The 16,693-nt window shown below is 63.5% G+C and carries 18 protein-coding genes; 12 read left to right on the top strand and 6 right to left on the bottom strand.

Annotated elements, in window-relative coordinates; all coding sequences use genetic code 11:
- Both AC6H0W_RS13260 and AC6H0W_RS13265 read left to right on the top strand, forming a co-directional pair.
- The gene (locus tag AC6H0W_RS13260) at positions 1–513 is read left to right on the top strand and encodes a FixH family protein (RefSeq protein ID WP_497577657.1); all 513 of its coding nucleotides are present in this window, start codon (positions 1–3) and stop codon (positions 511–513) included.
- A 113-nt stretch (positions 514–626) separates the two neighbouring features.
- Complete coding sequence (locus tag AC6H0W_RS13265; protein ID WP_497577658.1) at positions 627–947, top strand: hypothetical protein; 321 nt, start codon at positions 627–629, stop codon at positions 945–947.
- A gap of 38 nt (positions 948–985) precedes the next feature.
- On the opposite strand, the gene AC6H0W_RS13270 is transcribed toward AC6H0W_RS13265, so the two are convergent.
- The gene (locus AC6H0W_RS13270; RefSeq protein ID WP_497577659.1) at positions 986–1,429 is read right to left on the bottom strand and encodes a universal stress protein; all 444 of its coding nucleotides are present in this window, start codon (positions 1,427–1,429) and stop codon (positions 986–988) included.
- Positions 1,430–1,601: 172 nt separating this feature from the next.
- A complete protein-coding gene (gene fnr / locus AC6H0W_RS13275; RefSeq protein ID WP_497577848.1) occupies positions 1,602–2,306 on the bottom strand; it encodes a fumarate/nitrate reduction transcriptional regulator Fnr in 705 nt (234 codons plus the stop codon).
- Between the two features lie 149 nt (positions 2,307–2,455).
- Here fnr and hemN point away from each other — a divergent pair, with 149 nt between their 5' ends.
- The 4 genes from hemN to ppa all read left to right on the top strand — a co-directional run bounded on the left by hemN (position 2,456) and on the right by ppa (position 5,490).
- Positions 2,456–3,847 (top strand): oxygen-independent coproporphyrinogen III oxidase, encoded by a 1,392-nt coding sequence (hemN, locus tag AC6H0W_RS13280; protein WP_497577660.1) that lies wholly within the window; start codon positions 2,456–2,458, stop codon positions 3,845–3,847.
- 73 nt (positions 3,848–3,920) lie between these two features.
- Entirely contained in the window at positions 3,921–4,622 is a 702-nt protein-coding gene (locus AC6H0W_RS13285; protein WP_497577661.1) for a sulfite exporter TauE/SafE family protein, read from the top strand.
- 49 nt (positions 4,623–4,671) lie between these two features.
- Complete coding sequence (locus AC6H0W_RS13290; RefSeq protein WP_497577662.1) at positions 4,672–4,881, top strand: heavy-metal-associated domain-containing protein; 210 nt, start codon at positions 4,672–4,674, stop codon at positions 4,879–4,881.
- A 78-nt stretch (positions 4,882–4,959) separates the two neighbouring features.
- A complete protein-coding gene (gene ppa / locus AC6H0W_RS13295) occupies positions 4,960–5,490 on the top strand; it encodes an inorganic diphosphatase (protein WP_497577663.1) in 531 nt (176 codons plus the stop codon).
- Positions 5,491–5,539: 49 nt separating this feature from the next.
- On the opposite strand, the gene AC6H0W_RS13300 is transcribed toward ppa, so the two are convergent.
- The gene (locus AC6H0W_RS13300; RefSeq protein ID WP_497577664.1) at positions 5,540–6,673 is read right to left on the bottom strand and encodes a GNAT family N-acetyltransferase; all 1,134 of its coding nucleotides are present in this window, start codon (positions 6,671–6,673) and stop codon (positions 5,540–5,542) included.
- 90 nt (positions 6,674–6,763) lie between these two features.
- Positions 6,764–7,156 carry an MliC family protein gene (locus AC6H0W_RS13305; protein WP_497577665.1) on the bottom strand — a complete coding sequence of 131 codons (393 nt, stop codon included), beginning with the start codon at positions 7,154–7,156 and terminating at the stop codon, positions 6,764–6,766.
- A 282-nt stretch (positions 7,157–7,438) separates the two neighbouring features.
- On the opposite strand from AC6H0W_RS13305, the gene AC6H0W_RS13310 reads away from it, so the two are divergent.
- On the top strand, positions 7,439–9,064 hold the full coding sequence (locus AC6H0W_RS13310) for an NAD+ synthase (RefSeq protein WP_497577666.1): 1,626 nt from the start codon (positions 7,439–7,441) through the stop codon (positions 9,062–9,064).
- Positions 9,065–9,100: 36 nt separating this feature from the next.
- Positions 9,101–9,439 (top strand): P-II family nitrogen regulator, encoded by a 339-nt coding sequence (locus AC6H0W_RS13315; protein ID WP_497577667.1) that lies wholly within the window; start codon positions 9,101–9,103, stop codon positions 9,437–9,439.
- 10 nt (positions 9,440–9,449) lie between these two features.
- On the opposite strand, the gene AC6H0W_RS13320 is transcribed toward AC6H0W_RS13315, so the two are convergent.
- Together AC6H0W_RS13320 and trxB are read right to left on the bottom strand one after the other, a co-directional pair.
- Entirely contained in the window at positions 9,450–10,499 is a 1,050-nt protein-coding gene (locus AC6H0W_RS13320) for a Smr/MutS family protein (RefSeq protein WP_497577668.1), read from the bottom strand.
- Positions 10,500–10,509: 10 nt separating this feature from the next.
- Complete coding sequence (gene trxB / locus AC6H0W_RS13325) at positions 10,510–11,460, bottom strand: thioredoxin-disulfide reductase (protein WP_497577669.1); 951 nt, start codon at positions 11,458–11,460, stop codon at positions 10,510–10,512.
- 212 nt (positions 11,461–11,672) lie between these two features.
- Here trxB and AC6H0W_RS13330 point away from each other — a divergent pair, with 212 nt between their 5' ends.
- The 4 genes from AC6H0W_RS13330 (at position 11,673) to AC6H0W_RS13345 (ending at position 16,682) form a co-directional block, all read left to right on the top strand.
- The gene (locus tag AC6H0W_RS13330; RefSeq protein WP_497577670.1) at positions 11,673–12,338 is read left to right on the top strand and encodes a Crp/Fnr family transcriptional regulator; all 666 of its coding nucleotides are present in this window, start codon (positions 11,673–11,675) and stop codon (positions 12,336–12,338) included.
- An 87-nt stretch (positions 12,339–12,425) separates the two neighbouring features.
- Positions 12,426–14,720, top strand: a complete 2,295-nt coding sequence (locus AC6H0W_RS13335) for a DNA translocase FtsK (protein ID WP_497577671.1) — start codon at positions 12,426–12,428, stop codon at positions 14,718–14,720.
- Positions 14,720–15,352, top strand: coding sequence for an outer membrane lipoprotein periplasmic chaperone LolA (gene lolA / locus AC6H0W_RS13340; RefSeq protein ID WP_497577672.1), 633 nt, complete (start codon positions 14,720–14,722; stop codon positions 15,350–15,352). The genes AC6H0W_RS13335 and lolA overlap by 1 nt, the downstream gene beginning before the upstream one ends.
- A gap of 7 nt (positions 15,353–15,359) precedes the next feature.
- Complete coding sequence (locus AC6H0W_RS13345) at positions 15,360–16,682, top strand: replication-associated recombination protein A (RefSeq protein WP_497577673.1); 1,323 nt, start codon at positions 15,360–15,362, stop codon at positions 16,680–16,682.
- The last annotated feature ends 11 nt before the right edge of the window (positions 16,683–16,693 follow it).

Here is a 16,693-nt window from a genome sequence, read left to right on the forward strand (position 1 = left end):
ATGAATGCAGCCACTCCCTCCAGCCCCCGTCCATGGTATCGGCACCGTTGGCCGTGGCTCTTGATGGTGATGCCGTTCACCGCCATGGTGTTGGGCTTCTTTTTGCTGTACTTCGCCATAACGACTAACGACGGCCTGGTAGTGGATGACTATTACCGGCAGGGGCGTGCCATCGACCAGACGATTGCCCGTTCGGTGGCGGCGACCGAGTTGGGGCTGGCGGCAGATGTCAGTGTCCGCGCAGAAAACATCCGCATCGTGTTGAATGCCAATGAAGGCGTCGAGGTGCCCGCGGAGCTGATCGTGACGGTGATTCATCCGACGCAAGCCGGCTTCGACCAGAGCCTGCGCATGCCGCTCGTCAACGGTGAGTACAGTGCGCCCATCAAGCCGCTTACGGTCGGGCGGTGGCAGTTGCAGATCGAGGACCCGGAACGGGTCTGGCGCCTGCACGGCGATTTCCGCGTGCCGGACAACATCGAAGTGCGCATCCTTCCATACGACGTTGATTAACCGGGATTTCCGGCACATACTGAAATCAGAAGTGGCGGAGTTTGCGCATGCCGGCCGGCGAAGCGGGCAGCGCGAGCAAGGGAGTCCGGTCGTCGTGCGAGGGGGAATCGCAAATGATCAAATGGATCCTGGTGCTGTGGCCATCGTTTCTGGTTGCCGGTGTGGCCGTGAGTCTGTTCTTCACGCTGATCAATCCGCGTGAGTTGTATCTGTTCGGAGAAGTGGTCGAGTTCTCGGCGATCACGACGTATTCGATCGGCTTCTTCGGTTTCTGGCTGCTGTGTGCGTCTTCCAGCCTGCTCACCCTGTATCTGGTGGGTCGCCCGAGTGCAGCGCGTCCGCGCGCTGCGGCATCCGGCCCGCACATCAAGCGCAGGGCAAAGCCCATGCGCAGTGCGCGCGAGCACTTACCTCACCATCACGCACACGGATGAAAAAAACGGCCCGAAAGGGCCGTTTTCGTTTGTGATGCTCAGCGGTAGATGAGTACCGGAATCTTGCTGTGCGAGAGCACTTTCTGTGTCTCGCTACCCAGCAAAAGCCCTGCGAGCCCTTTGCGACCGTGCGAAGCCATGAAGATCAGATCGCAGGCATGTCGCTCGGCGGCTTCGATGATGCCCTCGTAGGGCACTTCAGACACCACGGTTTCGGTATCAGCGGTAACGCCGAGGGCCTGCGCCGCAGCGCTGGCCCTCTCGAGGATGGTCTTTGCCTCGGCGGCTGAAGACTGCGCGAATTGTTCCGGCGTGGTAGGGTCGATCAATGCGCCTTCGCCGTAGATCGGCATCGGGAAATCCGGCTGGGCGTAGTAGAAGGTGATGCGGGCGCCGACTTCGGAAGCGAACTTCACCGCTTTTTCGACGGTTGCCTGTGAAAGTTCGGAGCCATCGGTGGGTACGAGTAGATGCTGGAACATGGCGTCACTCCGGTATTGAATCTTGATGACTTCATTATAGCCACCGTCCGCTGCGCCCCATGGGGCCTTTCGCCGGGCATCGAACTCAATGAGCGCGCTTGCAGGCTGAAGCGCATTGCCAGAATCTGGCTGTGAGCCCGGTGTGGAGGCGCAGGCGTGGCGGGGCCGAGCTTCAGCGCGTGCCGGATTGCTGGATCAGGCGGCGCAGGCCAGGCAGGTCGAGGATGCAGATGTGCTTCTGCTGCACCTTGATGAGGCCTTCGTCCTGAAAGCGCGAGAAGGCGCGGGATACGGTTTCGAGCTTGAGCCCCAGGTAGGAGCCGATCTCGTCGCGCGTCATGCGCAGGTGGAATTCGGCCGGCGAGAAACCGCGCGCATTGAAACGCTGTGACAGATTGAGCAGGAAGGCCGCCAGACGCTCTTCGGCGCGCATCGAGCCGAGTAGCATCATCACGCCGTGGTCACGCACGATTTCGCGGCTCATGACCTTGTGGAATTGGTGCTGCAAGCCATCGACTTCACGCGCGAGGTCTTCGAGCTGCGTGTAGGGGATGACGCACACTTCACTGTCTTCCAGTGCCACGGCGTTGCACGAGTGGTTTTCGGTGCTGATGCCGTCCAGCCCCAGCATTTCACCAGTCATCTGGAAGCCGGTGACTTGCTCGCGCCCGTCTTCGAGCAGCACGTCGGTCTTGAACCAGCCGATGCGGATGGCGTAGATGGCCTCGAAGGCGTCGCCCGAGCGATACAGGTGCTGGCCCTTGCGCACCTTGCGGCGTGCGCCGACCAATTGATCGAGGCGGTCGATTTCTTCTGCGCTCATGCCGACCGGCAGGCACAGCTCGTGGAGGTTGCACTGCGAGCAGGCTGCACGCATGGCCGTGGCGCTGACTGGAACCGTTGCTTTCGTCACTGCTGCCACTCGCTCCAATGGGTAAGCCGGCTGTTTGCACACGTGTTTGATACACGTCAACGCAGCTTGGTCGGGAATGCTGGATCGTGTGCCCAATGCCGGAAATCACCCACATGGACATCCAGAAACCAGTTGTTTTCGATCCTCAACTGATTCGTCGTTTTGACGTCAGCGGACCACGGTACACATCGTACCCCACGGCCGACCGCCTTGTTGAGGCCTTCGACGCGCAAGCGCTCAAGCACTGTTTGCGCAAGCGTAACGTGGGCGGTGTCGCGCGCCCCTTGTCGTTGTACTTCCACATCCCCTTTTGCAACACCATCTGCTATTACTGCGGCTGCAACAAGATCATCACCAAGGATCACGGCCGTTCGTCAAAGTATCTAAAGTATCTCGCCAAGGAGGTGGCGCTGCAGGCGGCGGAGCTGGGGGGCAGTCGTCAGGTGACACAACTGCACCTGGGTGGTGGGACTCCGACCTTTCTGTCGCATGACGAGCTGCGTGCCCTGATGGCGTCGGTGCATCAGCATTTCACGCTCAAGCCCGGCGGTGAGTATTCCATCGAAGTCGACCCGCGCAAAGTCGCTTCTGAGACCGTGGCCTTGCTGGCCGAGTTGGGCTTCAATCGCATGAGTCTGGGCGTGCAGGATTTCGACCCCGATGTGCAGTACGCCGTGAATCGTGTGCAGAGCTTCGACGAGACCCGCGCGGTGCTGGAGGCCGCGCGTGCCAACGGTTTCCGCTCGGTCAGCATCGATCTCATCTACGGCTTGCCGAAGCAGAACGTAATGCGCTTCAACCGCACGCTGCAACAGGTTATCGCACTGGCGCCCGACCGTGTCTCGCTCTACAGCTATGCCTATCTGCCGGCCCTGTTCAAGCCGCAGCGGCGCATCGACGCCGACAGCCTGCCCAGTTCAGAGGGCAAGCTCGACATCCTGCAATTGGCCATCCGGCGGCTGACCGAGGCGGGCTATGTGTACATCGGCATGGATCACTTCGCACGTCCCGACGACGAGTTGGCCGTGGCGCAGCGGCAGGGCCGGTTACACCGCAACTTCCAGGGCTATTCGACCCGGTCCGAGTGCGATCTGCTGGCCTTCGGCGTTTCGGCGATTGCCAGCATCGGGCCGGCCTACGCACAGAACCACAAGCGCATCGAAGATTATTACGATGCGCTCGATCGGGACGAACTGCCCGTGATGCGTGGCATCGAGCTGTCTGCCGACGACGTGTTGCGGCGCGCCATCATCCAGGCGCTGATGTGCCATTTCGAGCTGTCCATCGAATCCATCGAGATTGCGCACCTGATCCGCTTCGAAGACTACTTCGCGGCCGAGCTGGTCGATCTGCGTGCCATGCAGGCCGCCGGCCTGCTCGAAGTCTCCGACGGCTGGATCACGGTTCTGCCCGCCGGGCGCATGCTGGTGCGCGTGATCGCCATGGTGTTCGACCGTTATCTGCGCACAGACCGCGAGCGGGCGCGCTATTCCAGGGTGATCTGATGCGGTAACAAGCTGTCCCTGGCTCGTCGGGCGGGGTACACTTTCGGTTTGTGTCGTGCCAAGTGCTTGATTCATGCCCGAAACTGGTTATATCGCGGTCTTTCTGATCGGCCTCCTCGGCGGCACCCATTGCGTCGCCATGTGTGGCGGTATCGTCGGGGCGCTGTCGGTGCAGATGCCGGGCCAGTCGGCCCGCCAGTGGCCGATTCATCTCGCCTACAACCTTGGCCGCATCACCACCTACACCGCGCTCGGGGCGTTTGCCGGGGCCATCGGCAGCGCCGGCATGCTGTTCGGCGACGTGTTGCCTGTGCAGCTGGCGCTGTACATCGCTGCAAACCTCATGCTGATCCTGCTCGGGCTGTACCTTACGGGGGTGACGCAGTTGCTGGCCCCCATCGAGCGTGCCGGTGGCGTGATCTGGCGTCGGATCCAGCCTCTGACTTCGCGCTTTCTGCCGGCGCGCAGCGTGGGGCGCGCCCTGCCTTTGGGGTTGCTGTGGGGCTTTCTCCCCTGCGGGTTGGTCTATAGCGTCTTGACTACGGCGCTGGTCACCGGCTCGGCCGAGCGCGGCGCGGGCTTGATGCTGGCGTTCGGGTTGGGCACCTTGCCCAACCTGATGCTGGCCGGCATGTTGTTCAAGCGTTTTCGCGACCTCACCCGCAATACCCGCGTGCGCATCGCGGCCGGCCTGCTGGTGCTCGGCTTCGGGGTCTATGGTCTGTATCACGCGCCGCATCTTGGCGGTCAGCTGTGGAGCGGCGTGATATGCTGAGCGGCCAATGGTGCGCTGCAACGTAAGCGCAATTGCAGGAGGGCTATGCATGAGTGAAGTGACGATTCGCGTTGATGGCATGAGCTGTGGCGGCTGCGTGCACAACGTGATTGGAGTGCTCAAGGCGCTCGACGGGGTCATCGAGGCCGATGTGCAGCTGGCTGAGGCCGAGGCCCACGTGCAGTTCGACCCGGCGCGAGTGTCGGTGGATGCCTTGCGCCAGGCCATCACCGATGCAGGTTTCGACGCCACGGCGTGAAGGTTCGCTGTGTGCTGCGCTGCGGCGATCGGGCGCTATCGCTTATAATGCTGGCCTCAATCGATACTGGAGGCAGCAATGGCATTTGACCGCGTGAGCGCCGGCAAGGACGTTCCGAACGACATCAACGTCGTCATCGAGATTCCCGCCCAGGCCGACCCGATCAAGTTCGAGGTGGACAAGGACAGCGGCGCGGTCTTCGTCGACCGCTTCATGGGCACCTCGATGCGTTACCCCATCAACTACGGTTACGTGCCGCACACCCTCGCCGGCGATGGCGACCCGGTGGACGTGCTGGTGGTGACGCCGTTCGCGCTGCTGCCGGGCGTGGTGGTGCGCTGCCGTCCGGTCGGCGTGCTGAAGATGGAAGACGAGTCAGGTGTCGATGCCAAGGTCGTCGCGGTACCGGTGTCCAAGCTCACGCCGCTGTACGACAAGGTCAAAACCACTGACGACCTGCCCGAACTGCTGCTGCGCCAGACGGTGCACTTCTTCGAGCACTACAAAGATCTGGAGCCGGGCAAGTGGGTCAAGGTACTTGGTTGGGGCACGCTCGATGAAGCCCGCCAGGAAATCCTCGACGGTCTGGCCAACGCTGAAAAAGCTTGATCTTCCGGTTGTTCGAAAAAGCCCGCGCAGCTCACTGCGCGGGTTTTTTTCATTCAGGCGTACGGCGAAAGGGCGAGCGCTCGCTCAGTTCATCGAGGTAGAAGCCTATACCCGCGGTTTCGCGCTCCAGAAAACGGTCTACCGCGTCAGCAAAGCGCGGATCACGCAGCCGGTGCGCAGATTGCGTGACGACGGCCTCTAGCCCGCGCGAGAGCTTGTGCTCCCCCTGGGCGCCGCCTTCGAAGCGCGCGATGCCATGGCGTATGCAGTACTCGATGGCCTGGTAGTAACACAGCTCGAAATGCAGGAACGGCAGGTTCTCGCGGGCGCCCCAATAGCGTCCGTACAGGGCATGCTCGTCCACCAGAAAGAAGGCGCTGGCCACCGGCGCTCCATCACGTTCCGCAACCACCAGGCGTACGTTGTCCGGCATGGCGGCTGCCAGTGCCGGGAAGAACTCCGCGGTGAGGTAAGGCGTAGAGCGGTGCAGTGCGTACGTGGTGGCGTAGCACTGATAGAAGAAGTCCCACTGCGCACGGCTGGCCGTGTGACCATCGAGCCAGTGGATGTTCAGCCCGTGCGCAGCGGCGCGACGACGCTCCTGCCGGATCTTTTTGCGCTTCTCATGATTCAGCGCGGCGAGAAACGCATCGAAATCCATGTAGCCACGGTTGCACCAATGGAACTGGATGCCGCTGCGGATCATCCAGCCGCGCTCGCCGAGCAGCGTGGCTTCATCCGCCTGCGGGAACAGCACGTGTATCGACGACAGCGCGCTTTCGTCCGCGAGGCGTTCGGCTACTTCGAGCAACGCCGTCTGCACGTCTGCATCGCGTGCAAGAAGACGATTGCCGGGGATGGGTGAGAAGGGGACGGCGCTCAACCACTTTGGGTAGTAGGGCAGCCCATGCCGTTGGTAAGCGTCAGCCCAGGCCCAGTCGAACACGTACTCGCCGAACGAGTGCTGCTTTTCGTACAGCGGCATGGCACCGGCCAGCTGATCTCCATCCCACAAGGTGATGTGCTGCGGGCTCCAGCCGCTGTCGCCGCCGACGCAGCCGCTGGCCTCAAGCGTGGCAAGAAACGCGTGCGAAATGCTGCAACGGCCGCCGGTGAGGGCATCCCACTGGCCCGCCTCGATGCTCGTCAGAGAATCGATCAGGCGAGCTTGCAAGGAGGGCACTGGGCAGGGTCCGGCAGGTGGGGTGTGGCGACAGGGGTGTAGCGGTTACGGGTCAAGCGAGCGATTCTCTCGATGAAGCGGTGAATGGGCTCAGGTGGTGGCGCACTCGTTGGCGAGCGGCTTGTTGGTCTTGCCGTCGAGCAGCACGCCTTTCCACGGCAGTTCGATCCACACCAGGCCGTTGCTCTGGTCTTCGTAGCGGGGCAGGCCCGACGAGGACGGGTCACGCTGAAGCTCGTAGCTGCGGCCGCTCCACTGGATGTTGATCAACTCGCGGTTCGTGGCATGGCGTTGCATCGCAAGCCGCGCACCGTGCTCGCATTTGTATTCTCCGCTGGCCAGCGCGTAATTGAGTTGGCCGTGACCACGCGGGGCTTCGACGATCGAAAGGCCGGGCTCCACCGGGCCGGTTGCTTGATGCGATTGGAACACGGAGCAGCCGGACAGCAGCAGAAGCGAGGGCAAGAGGGCAAACCGTTTCATGGGCGGACAACTCCGGTTGGGCAGGTTGGGCAAAATAATCAGCGGATTCTAGGCCATTTGCAGCAGAAAAAAAGGGGCGCGCGATACCTGAAACAACTTGCCCGATCAGCATGCGCGAGGGGCAGAGGCGCGCGGCGATCACGACATTCCATGGGCAAGTGGCGGTGTCGTGGCGTGCGGCGGCTGCACGGCGGCGTGTGCCCGAGGGGAGAGCCAGGGATGGCGTGACGCATGCTCGGGCGCGCGATCCGGAGGCCGAGCGAAGACGGTATAGTTGCGGCCATGAATAAACATCTGAACATTGCGCTCGCCCAGATCGATGCTGTGGTGGGCGATATCGCCGGAAACGCGGATCGCTTGATCAAGACCGTCAGCGATGCAGGTCATGCTGGCGCTCGTGTATTGCTGACGCCGGAATTGGCCCTGTCGGGTTACCCGCCGGAAGATTTGCTCCTGCGCCCCGATTTCTACCGCGCCTGCGAGCGCGAGATTGCGCGCATCGTCGCTTCGATCAACCCGGATGTGGCGCTGGTGTTGGGTCACCCGCATTGGCTTGAGGGGCGCTGCTACAACGCCGCCTCGGTGATCCGCGGCGGGCGGGTCGAGCTGACGTATCTGAAGCATTTGTTGCCCAACTACGAAGTGTTCGACGAGGCTCGCTACTTCTCGGAAGGCAGCGAGGCCGGTGTGTTTGAAGTCGACGGCGTGCGTATCGGCCTGAACATCTGCGAGGACCTGTGGGAGCCGGGCCCGGCGCAAGCGGCGCGGGACGCTGGTGCTGAACTACTGCTGAGTCTGAACGCTTCGCCTTTCCACGCTGAAAAGCGTGCCCTGCGTCTCGAGATGCTGCGTGCCCGCGTACTCGAGACCGGCTTGTCGGTGCTGTACTGCAACAGCGTCGGCGGGCAGGACGAGCTGGTGTTCGACGGCGCGTCGTTCGCCTTGAACGCCGACGGCAACATGCCCTGGCGTGGCCCCTCGTTTGAGGAGTTCGTCACCGTGGTGCAGTGGCAGGACGGGCGGTGGCGGTGCGATCTGGCGAGCGCGCCGGAGCCGGCGCCCGAGGCTGAAGTCTATGCGGCGCTTGTCACCGGGGTGCGCGATTACGTCATCAAGAACGGCTTTCCGGGCGCCATCATCGGCCTGTCGGGCGGCATCGATTCGGCTTTGACTTTGTGTGTGGCGGTCGATGCGCTGGGTGCCGAGCGAGTGCGTGCCGTGATGTTGCCGTCGCCCTATACCGCGCAGATGAGCCTGGACGACTCGCGTGAAATGGTGCGGCGTCTGGGTGTGCGCTATGACGAGATCGCCATCGAGCCGGCCATGCGTGTGTACGCCGACATGCTGGCCGAGCAGTTCCGCGGCCTCGCCGAAGACGCGACGGAAGAGAACCTGCAGAGCCGTATTCGCGGCAACGTGCTGATGGCGCTGTCCAACAAGACCGGCGCCATCGTGCTGACCACCGGCAACAAGAGTGAGATGGCCACCGGCTACGCCACACTGTATGGCGACATGGCGGGCGGCTTTGCGGTGCTGAAGGATCTGTACAAGTGCTTCGTGTATCGCATTTCGCGCTGGCGCAACACGCAGGGTGAAGCGCCGATTCCGGAGAACATCATCACCCGCCCGCCGTCGGCCGAGCTCAAGCCCGACCAGGTCGATCAGGATTCCTTGCCCGCGTATGAGGTGCTGGATGCCATCGTCGAGGCCTACATGGAGCGTGACGAATCGCCGCGCGAGATGATCGCGCGCGGTTTCGACGAAGCCGATGTGCGGCGTGTAGTCGGCCTGCTCAAGCGCAATGAATACAAGCGCCGGCAGGCGCCGGTCGGCATTCGTGTTACCCGACGCGGGTTCGGCAGGGATTGGCGTTATCCGATAACATCACGCTACCGGGACGAGTATTGAAGCCGCGCTCGCTCGCCATAAATTCAGGAGACACGAATGAAGAAGATCGAAGCCATCGTCAAACCGTTCAAGCTCGATGAAGTGCGCGAAGCGCTGGCCGATGTCGGCGTGAACGGCCTTACGGTGATCGAGGTGAAGGGCTTCGGGCGTCAGAAAGGTCACACCGAGCTGTATCGCGGTGCCGAGTACGTCGTCGACTTCCTGCCCAAGATCAAGGTCGAAGTGGTGTTGAGCGATGAAATGGTCGAGCCGGCCATCGAAGCCATCGTGAAAGCCGCGCACACCGGCAAGATCGGTGACGGCAAGATTTTCGTGTCCTCGATCGAGCAGGTCGTGCGCATTCGTACCGGCGAGACCAACGAAGACGCGCTCTGATTCGTGTCTTTCAATCCGGCGCCGCGGTGTCGCGCGCCGGATTGGCCCCACGCAGCAATACCAGCACCGCGCCTGATCCGCCTTGGGTCGGGCCTGCCTGGCAAAACGCCAGAATCTCTTCACGTTGCGCCAGCCAGCCGCGTGACAGCTGTTTCAGAATCGATACGCCGCCTGGCGACCCCAACCCCTTGCCGTGAATCACCCGCACGCAGCGGATGCCTCGTTGCAGGCTCGATGCCAGAAAGCGTGACAGCGCGGCGCGTGCGTCTTCACGCGTGAGGCCGTGCAGATCGAGTTCCCCTTGCAGGGTCCAGCGGCCGCGCCGCAAGTCGAGCAACGCCCGGCGCGGCATGCCGGGCCGCAGGAATACGGCCTCATCGCCCATCTCGAGCCGGTCTTCGAGTGAGATGGGCGCTTCCATGGTTTCACGCAGCGCCGAGGCCTCGTCCTCGCTGCGCTTGATCGGTTCGGGCTTGGGCTGCGGGCGTTGCTGCTCCACGCGGTTTTTATCCGGGATAGGCGCTGAGCCGCGCACTGCGTGGCGGAACAGCTCTGCCGCATCCATATGTTCCGGGTTTGACGGCAGCAAGGGCGGCAAGCTATCGGCATCGGGTTTGGCCAGCGGGTCGGCCGCTGAAGGCTGTGTGCCATGCGCCACGCGCGCGCGGCTCTCGGACAGCTCCACTCGGTTGGAGCTGGCGAGTGGCATCACGTCTTCCATCGATGCGCGGAAAAGAGCCGCGCCGGCGAGCCGGTCCGTGCTCGATGAGGGTGTTTTGGTGGAGGCGTCGTCGTCGCTGTCGTGCGCAGCGCGCGGACGCGGCACGGGCGAGGGGCGAGGCGTTTCGATTTCGGCGCGGTTGCCATCGTCGATGGGGGCGACGCCGCGCATTTCACGCAGGAACAGCTCGGTGTCGTCGTTCTCTGCCGGAGTCGGCTTCGCCTTGTGGGCGGTGTTGCCGCGTCGTGCCGGGGAAGGCGACCGGGTGATGATCTGCGCACGCAGGGACTTGAGTGTGTCGAGGCCGGTGGCCTGTGACTTGTCCCTGCGGCGCGTCATGAAGCGGAGCTCAGCCCAGCGAGTCGAGGTAGCGCTCGGCGTCGAGCGCGGCCTGGCAGCCGGAAGCGGCCGAGGTGACCGCCTGACGGTAGATGTGATCCTGCACGTCGCCGGCTGCGAACACGCCGTCGATGCTGGTGGCCGTGGCATTGCCATCACGACCGCCGCGGGTCACGATGTAGCCGCCTTCCATGTCGAGCTGGCCCTCGAAGATGTCGGTGTTCGGCTTGTGGCCGATGGCGATGAACACGCCATGCACCGCCACCTCGCGGGTGGAGCCGTCGTCGACGTTCTTGAGGCGCATGCCGGTCACGCCGTTGTCGTCCCCGAGAATCTCGTCGAGCGTGGAATCGAGCGCGAGTTCGATCTTGCCGGCGGCGACCTTCTCCATCAGCTTGTCGATCATGATCTTCTCCGCGCGGAAGGTCTGGCGGCGGTGCACCAGCGTGACCTTGGCTGCGATGTTGGAGAGGTACAGCGCCTCTTCGACGGCCGTGTTGCCCCCGCCGACCACGGCGACCTCCTGATTGCGGTAGAAGAAACCGTCGCAGGTGGCGCAGGCGGAAACGCCGCGGCCGGCGAATTTCTCTTCCGACGGCAGGCCCAGATACTTGGCGGTGGCGCCGGTGGAGATGATCAGCGCGTCGCAGGTGTACTCACCCGAGTCACCGATCAGGCGAAACGGTTTTTCGCCCAGTTTCACGGTGTGGATGTGATCGAAGATCATCTCGGTGTTGAAACGCTCGGCGTGACGCTGGAAGCGTGACATCAGATCCGGACCGAGCACGCCGTCGGCGTCGGCGGGCCAGTTGTCTACGTCGGTGGTGGTCATCAGCTGGCCGCCCTGAGCCATGCCGGTGATCAGCGTGGGGGCAAGGTTGGCGCGTGCTGCGTACACCGCAGCGGTGTAGCCGGCCGGGCCGGAGCCGAGGATGAGAAGGCGGGAGTGTCGGGTGCTCATGCGTGATCCTGGAAACGGGTTGGGCGAAGCGAGCGGCGATTATAGCCGAGGGCATGCGAGGCGTCGGACCATGGGGGCGATAGTCATGGGCCATAGGCGAGGCGGCTATTGTGTTGGCGCCACTCTCGTGAAATAGTCGCATCAAAGTTGAAGCAGGTCCCGGCCGGGCGCGGCGTTAGGCGGCCAGGGCGCAACGCAGCGTAGGGGGAGTAATGCTGTCGGCCGTATCCACCGTAGCACTCAAGACATTTTCGCTTTTTCAGGGGTTGCCTGACGAAGCGCTTGCGCGCGTGGCCGCGGTGGCGGGTATGCGGCGTTACCCACGCAGTTGCCATGTGCTGGACGCGGGGGACGAGTGCGATCACGTGTATTTCGTGCTCACCGGCTCGGTGAAAGTGCTGGTGTCCGGCGATGGCGGGCGTGATGCCATTCTCGGGCTGCTGGGGCGTGGTTCGGTCTTCGGCGAGATGGCCATGTTTGGCGCCAGGCCCCGCTCGGCCTCTGTGGTGACGGCCGAACCCTCCGATCTGGTGCAGATTCCGGTGCAGGATTTTCGTCGCCTGATGCAGGAGAATTTCGATCTTGCGTGGCGCGTGATGTGCCTGCTGGCTGACCGCCTGCGCGAGGCTGATCGCAAGATCGAAAGCCTGTCGCTGCGCGATGTGCATGCCCGCGTCGAAGAGTTGCTGCGCGAGATGGCCGAGCCCGTGGCGGACGGCAGTCTGGTGGCAGCTCGCATCACCAAGCAGGACATTGCCCGCATGGTGGGCGCCTCGCGCGAAATGGTCAGCCGCGTGATGCGAGATCTGGGGCGTGATGGTGTCGTTGAAGAGCGTGGCGATGGCATCTGGTTGAAAAACCGTCCGCCGGTGCCGTAAGCGCCGCCACCTTTCAGTCTGTTTCAACAGGGGGGTGGGTCGATCGCTTATAATCGGGGGCTGCAAACTGCTCCCGGCGATTCAGCCTTGAGAACTCCTCCGCGATCCAAATCCCGTCCGCCGCAACTCCCGGAGCGCATCTCGCTGCTGCTTCAGGAGGCGCGTTGGCTCATCCTCGGGGTCATGTCACTGTATGTGGCCCTCATATTGCTCGGTTATAGCCAATCCGACCCCGGCTGGTCCCATGCTGCAGAAGTCAGCCGCGTGTCCAACCCCGGCGGCCGGTTCGGCGCCTGGCTGGCGGATGTTCTGTATTACCTGTTCGGCTTGTCGGCCTGGTGGTGGGTGGCTTTCCTTGGCTACGGGCTGTTCTGGGGGTTCCGGCGCATGCGTCGGCGCGACCTGCATCTGGATGGCAGGCCTTTTGCGTTCATCTTCATCGGTTTCATCGTGGTGCTGCTGGCAAGCAGTGCCATCGAAGCCATGCGCTTTCATTCCCACGGCGCCGGCATGCCGTTGGCCGCAGGGGGGCTGATCGGCGTGGAACTTGGCGGCGTGGTGCAGCGCTATCTCGGTTTCACCGGTGGCACCTTGCTGTTGATCGCCCTGATCGCCAGTGGCCTGAGCTTGTTTACCGGCATTTCCTGGCTGACCATCGTTGAGCGCTTCGGCGCGTTTCTCGAGCGCACCTGGCTGAACGCGCTGGACGCCTGGGATCGGTGGCGTGATCGTCGTGCGGGCCGTCAGCTCGCGCAAAAGCGGGAGGCCGTGGTCGAGACCCGTCGGCGCAAGAGCGAGGTCCAGCCCACTGCCCAGTTACGGATCGAGGCTGCAGCGCCAGTGCCCAAGTCCGAGCGCATAGAGAAAGAGCGTCAGAAAGCGCTGTTCGAGGAGCTTCCCGCCGAAGGCCTGCCGCCCCTGTCCCTGCTTGATCAGCCCTCCGGCGATGCCGAGCCGCCGTCTGCCGAGGCGCTGGAATTCACCTCACGCCTCATCGAAACCAAGCTGGGTGAATTCGGCGTGGAGGTGCGTGTGTCCGCCGCTTACCCGGGGCCGGTCATCACGCGCTACGAGATCGAGCCGGCCGTTGGCGTTAAAGGCAGTCAGATCGTCAACCTTTCGAAGGATCTGGCACGGGCCTTGTCCCTGGTGTCGATTCGCGTCGTCGAGACCGTCCCGGGCAAGTCGTGCATGGCGCTGGAGCTGCCGGTGGCCAAGCGCCAAGTGGTGCGTCTGTCCGAGATTCTCGGCTCGCAGGCCTACCACCACATGAATTCGCCGCTGACCGTGGCGCTTGGCAAGGACATCGGTGGGCAGCCGGTGGTGGCCGACCTCGCGCGCATGCCGCACTTGCTGATGGCGGGTACCACTGGTTCGGGCAAGTCGGTGGGCATCAACGCCATGATCCTGTCGCTGCTCTATAAATCGGAGCCGACCAAGGTGCGCATGATCATGGTCGACCCCAAGATGCTTGAGCTTTCCATCTACGAAGGCATTCCGCATCTGCTGGCACCGGTCGTCACCGACATGCGCCATGCGGCCAACGCGCTGAACTGGTGCGTGGGTGAGATGGACAAGCGCTACAAGCTGATGGCGGCCGTGGGCGTGCGTAACTTGGCCGGTTTCAACCGTGCTGTGCTGGACGGGCGCAAGGCCGAGAAGCCGCTGACCAACCCGTTCTCGATCACGCCGGAATCGCCCGAGCCGCTCGATACGCTGCCGCACATCGTGGTGGTCATCGACGAGCTGGCCGATCTGATGATGGTGGTCGGCAAGAAGGTTGAAGAGCTCATTGCGCGTCTGGCGCAGAAGGCGCGCGCTGCGGGTATTCACCTGATTCTTGCCACGCAGCGCCCGTCGGTGGATGTCATCACCGGCCTGATCAAGGCCAACGTGCCGACGCGTATCGCCTTCCAGGTGTCGTCCAAGATTGACTCGCGCACCATCCTCGATCAGATGGGCGCTGAGAACCTGCTCGGCATGGGTGACATGCTCTACATGCCGCCCGGCACGGGTTTGCCGGTGCGCGTGCATGGCGCTTTCGTGGCCGACGAAGAAGTACACAAGGTGGTCGAGTGTCTTAAGAAGATGGGGCCGCCGGATTACATCGAAGACATTCTCTCCGCCTCCGAGGAATCTTCCGACGGTGGCGGTGGTCTTGGGGAAGACAACGATGCCGAGGCCGACCCCATGTATGACCAGGCCGTTGAAATTGTGCTCAAGACGCGTCGCCCGTCGATCTCGCTGGTGCAGCGCCACCTGCGCATCGGCTACAACCGCGCCGCGCGTTTGATCGAACAGATGGAGCGCGCCGGGCTGGTGTCATCGATGGGTTCCAATGGCAACCGTGAAGTGCTGGCCCCCGCTCGCGAGGAGGATTGATGATTCATCGGGTTTTTGCTGCTGCGCTGATGGGCGCATCGTTGCTGGTTTCGTCCGGAGCCGCGTTCGCGCAGGATTCCGGCATCACCCAGCTTGAGCGCTTCATGGCCGACGCAAGCACCGCCGAAGGGCGTTTCGAGCAGGTGGTGTCGGCGGCTTCGGGTGATCGCCCCGAGTTTTCCAAGGGCAACTTCCTGTTCCAGCGCCCCGGCAAGTTTCGCTGGGAGTATGAAAAGCCGTATCCGCAGTTGCTGGTGAGCGACGGTGAAAAGCTGTGGTCTTGGGACCCTGACCTCAATCAGGCCACCGTGCAGCAGATGGGCGATGCCCTCGGCGCGACGCCGGCCGCCATCCTGGCGGGCGACGGCTCGCTTGAGCGCAATTTCCGCCTTGTCGCCGAAGGCGAGCAGGGCGGCTTCGCCTGGGTGAGGGCCGAGCCGCTGCAGAGCGATGGCCCGTTTGCCGAGGTGCGCATCGGCATGGCCGACAACATGCTGCGCCGCATGGCCATGCAGGATCATTTTGGCCAGACCACGGTGATCGATTTCATCGAGCTGAAAGTGGGCGTCAAGCCCGCAGCCGAGCGCTTTCGCTTCACGCCGCCCGAGGGCGCGGACGTGTTGGGGAACTGAGCGCGCCGTGACCGCAGATCTGTTCGGCACTGCGGACGCAGGCGAAATCCCGCTCGCCGAACGCCTGCGCCCGGCCACGCTTGACGAGGTGGCCGGGCAGCGCCATCTGCTCGGCCCCGGCAAGCCGCTGCGCTTGGCGTTTCAGTCCGGCAAACTGCACTCGATGATCCTGTGGGGGCCGCCCGGCGTTGGCAAGACGACACTGGCACGCCTGATGGCGCGCGCCTTCGATGCGGATTTCGTGGCGCTCTCGGCGGTGTTTTCGGGCGTCAAGGACATCCGCGAGGCCATCGCCACGGCCCAGGCCGCCAAGGCGCGCGGGCGCCACACCATCCTCTTCGTGGATGAAGTGCACCGCTTCAACAAGAGCCAGCAGGACGCCTTTCTGCCGTATGTCGAGCAGGGGCTGGTGACCTTCATCGGCGCCACCACCGAAAACCCCTCGTTCGAGGTCAATTCGGCGCTGCTGTCGCGCGCCGCCGTGTATGTGCTGGAGCCGCTCGACGCCGCCGCCATGCACGATCTGTTCGAGCGCGCCCGCAGTACCGCATGCCCCGAGCTGGCTTTCGAGGAAGATGCGCGCGAGCGCATCATCGGCTTCGCCGATGGCGACGCGCGGCGTTTGCTCAACCTCGTCGATCAAGTGCGCGTGGCCGCCGAAACCACCGGGGTGGAAGCCGTCACCCCGGCCTTCGTCGATGAGGCTCTGGCCAGCAAGTTGCGGCGTTTCGACAAGGGCGGCGAGGCCTTCTACGACCAGATCTCGGCGCTGCACAAAGCCGTGCGCGGCTCCGATCCGGATGCCGCGCTGTATTGGTTTTGCCGCATGCTCGACGGCGGTGCTGACCCCCTTTATCTGGGGCGGCGCATCGTGCGTATGGCCAGTGAGGACATCGGCCTGGCCGACCCGCGTGCGCTCGACATCAGCTTGAGCGCCTGCAACGCCTTCGAGCGCCTCGGCAGCCCGGAGGGCGAGCTGGCGCTGGCCCAAGCTGTGGTGTTCCTGGCCTGCGCGGCCAAATCGAACGCGCTCTACAAGGCTTATAATGCGGCGCGCAAATTCGTTGCCGACGATGCATCGCGCCCGGTGCCGCTGCATTTGCGCAATGCGCCCACCAAACTCATGAAAGGGCTCGGCTACGGCCAGGCCTATCGCTACGCGCACGATGAGCCGGAGGGCTACGCGGCCAACGAGCAGTATCTGCCCGACGGCATGTCGCCGCCCGCTTGGTATCGACCAGTGGATCGCGGCATGGAAACGCAGATCGCGGCCAAGCTGGCTCGCCTCCGACAACTCGACGCCGCCGCCCGCGGCGACAACACCGAATAACCCGTACCCCG

This window comes from Pseudazoarcus sp. NS20, from assembly GCF_059703745.1.

Excerpts from the sequence above, each read along its gene's own strand:
- AC6H0W_RS13305 (WP_497577665.1), bottom strand. The coding sequence starts at position 7,156 with ATGAAACGGTTTGCCCTCTTGCCCTCGCTTCTGCTGCTGTCCGGCTGC.
- AC6H0W_RS13315 (WP_497577667.1), top strand. The coding sequence starts at position 9,101 with ATGAAGAAGATCGAAGCCATCGTCAAACCGTTCAAGCTCGATGAAGTG.
- AC6H0W_RS13285 (WP_497577661.1), top strand. The coding sequence starts at position 3,921 with ATGCCCGAAACTGGTTATATCGCGGTCTTTCTGATCGGCCTCCTCGGC.
- AC6H0W_RS13320 (WP_497577668.1), bottom strand. The coding sequence starts at position 10,499 with ATGACGCGCCGCAGGGACAAGTCACAGGCCACCGGCCTCGACACACTC.
- AC6H0W_RS13265 (WP_497577658.1), top strand. The coding sequence starts at position 627 with ATGATCAAATGGATCCTGGTGCTGTGGCCATCGTTTCTGGTTGCCGGT.
- AC6H0W_RS13310 (WP_497577666.1), top strand. The coding sequence starts at position 7,439 with ATGAATAAACATCTGAACATTGCGCTCGCCCAGATCGATGCTGTGGTG.
- lolA (WP_497577672.1), top strand. The coding sequence starts at position 14,720 with ATGATTCATCGGGTTTTTGCTGCTGCGCTGATGGGCGCATCGTTGCTG.
- ppa (WP_497577663.1), top strand. The coding sequence starts at position 4,960 with ATGGCATTTGACCGCGTGAGCGCCGGCAAGGACGTTCCGAACGACATC.
- AC6H0W_RS13330 (WP_497577670.1), top strand. The coding sequence starts at position 11,673 with ATGCTGTCGGCCGTATCCACCGTAGCACTCAAGACATTTTCGCTTTTT.
- AC6H0W_RS13290 (WP_497577662.1), top strand. The coding sequence starts at position 4,672 with ATGAGTGAAGTGACGATTCGCGTTGATGGCATGAGCTGTGGCGGCTGC.
- AC6H0W_RS13260 (WP_497577657.1), top strand. The coding sequence starts at position 1 with ATGAATGCAGCCACTCCCTCCAGCCCCCGTCCATGGTATCGGCACCGT.
- trxB (WP_497577669.1), bottom strand. The coding sequence starts at position 11,460 with ATGAGCACCCGACACTCCCGCCTTCTCATCCTCGGCTCCGGCCCGGCC.
- hemN (WP_497577660.1), top strand. The coding sequence starts at position 2,456 with ATGGACATCCAGAAACCAGTTGTTTTCGATCCTCAACTGATTCGTCGT.
- fnr (WP_497577848.1), bottom strand. The coding sequence starts at position 2,306 with ATGCGTGCAGCCTGCTCGCAGTGCAACCTCCACGAGCTGTGCCTGCCG.
- AC6H0W_RS13270 (WP_497577659.1), bottom strand. The coding sequence starts at position 1,429 with ATGTTCCAGCATCTACTCGTACCCACCGATGGCTCCGAACTTTCACAG.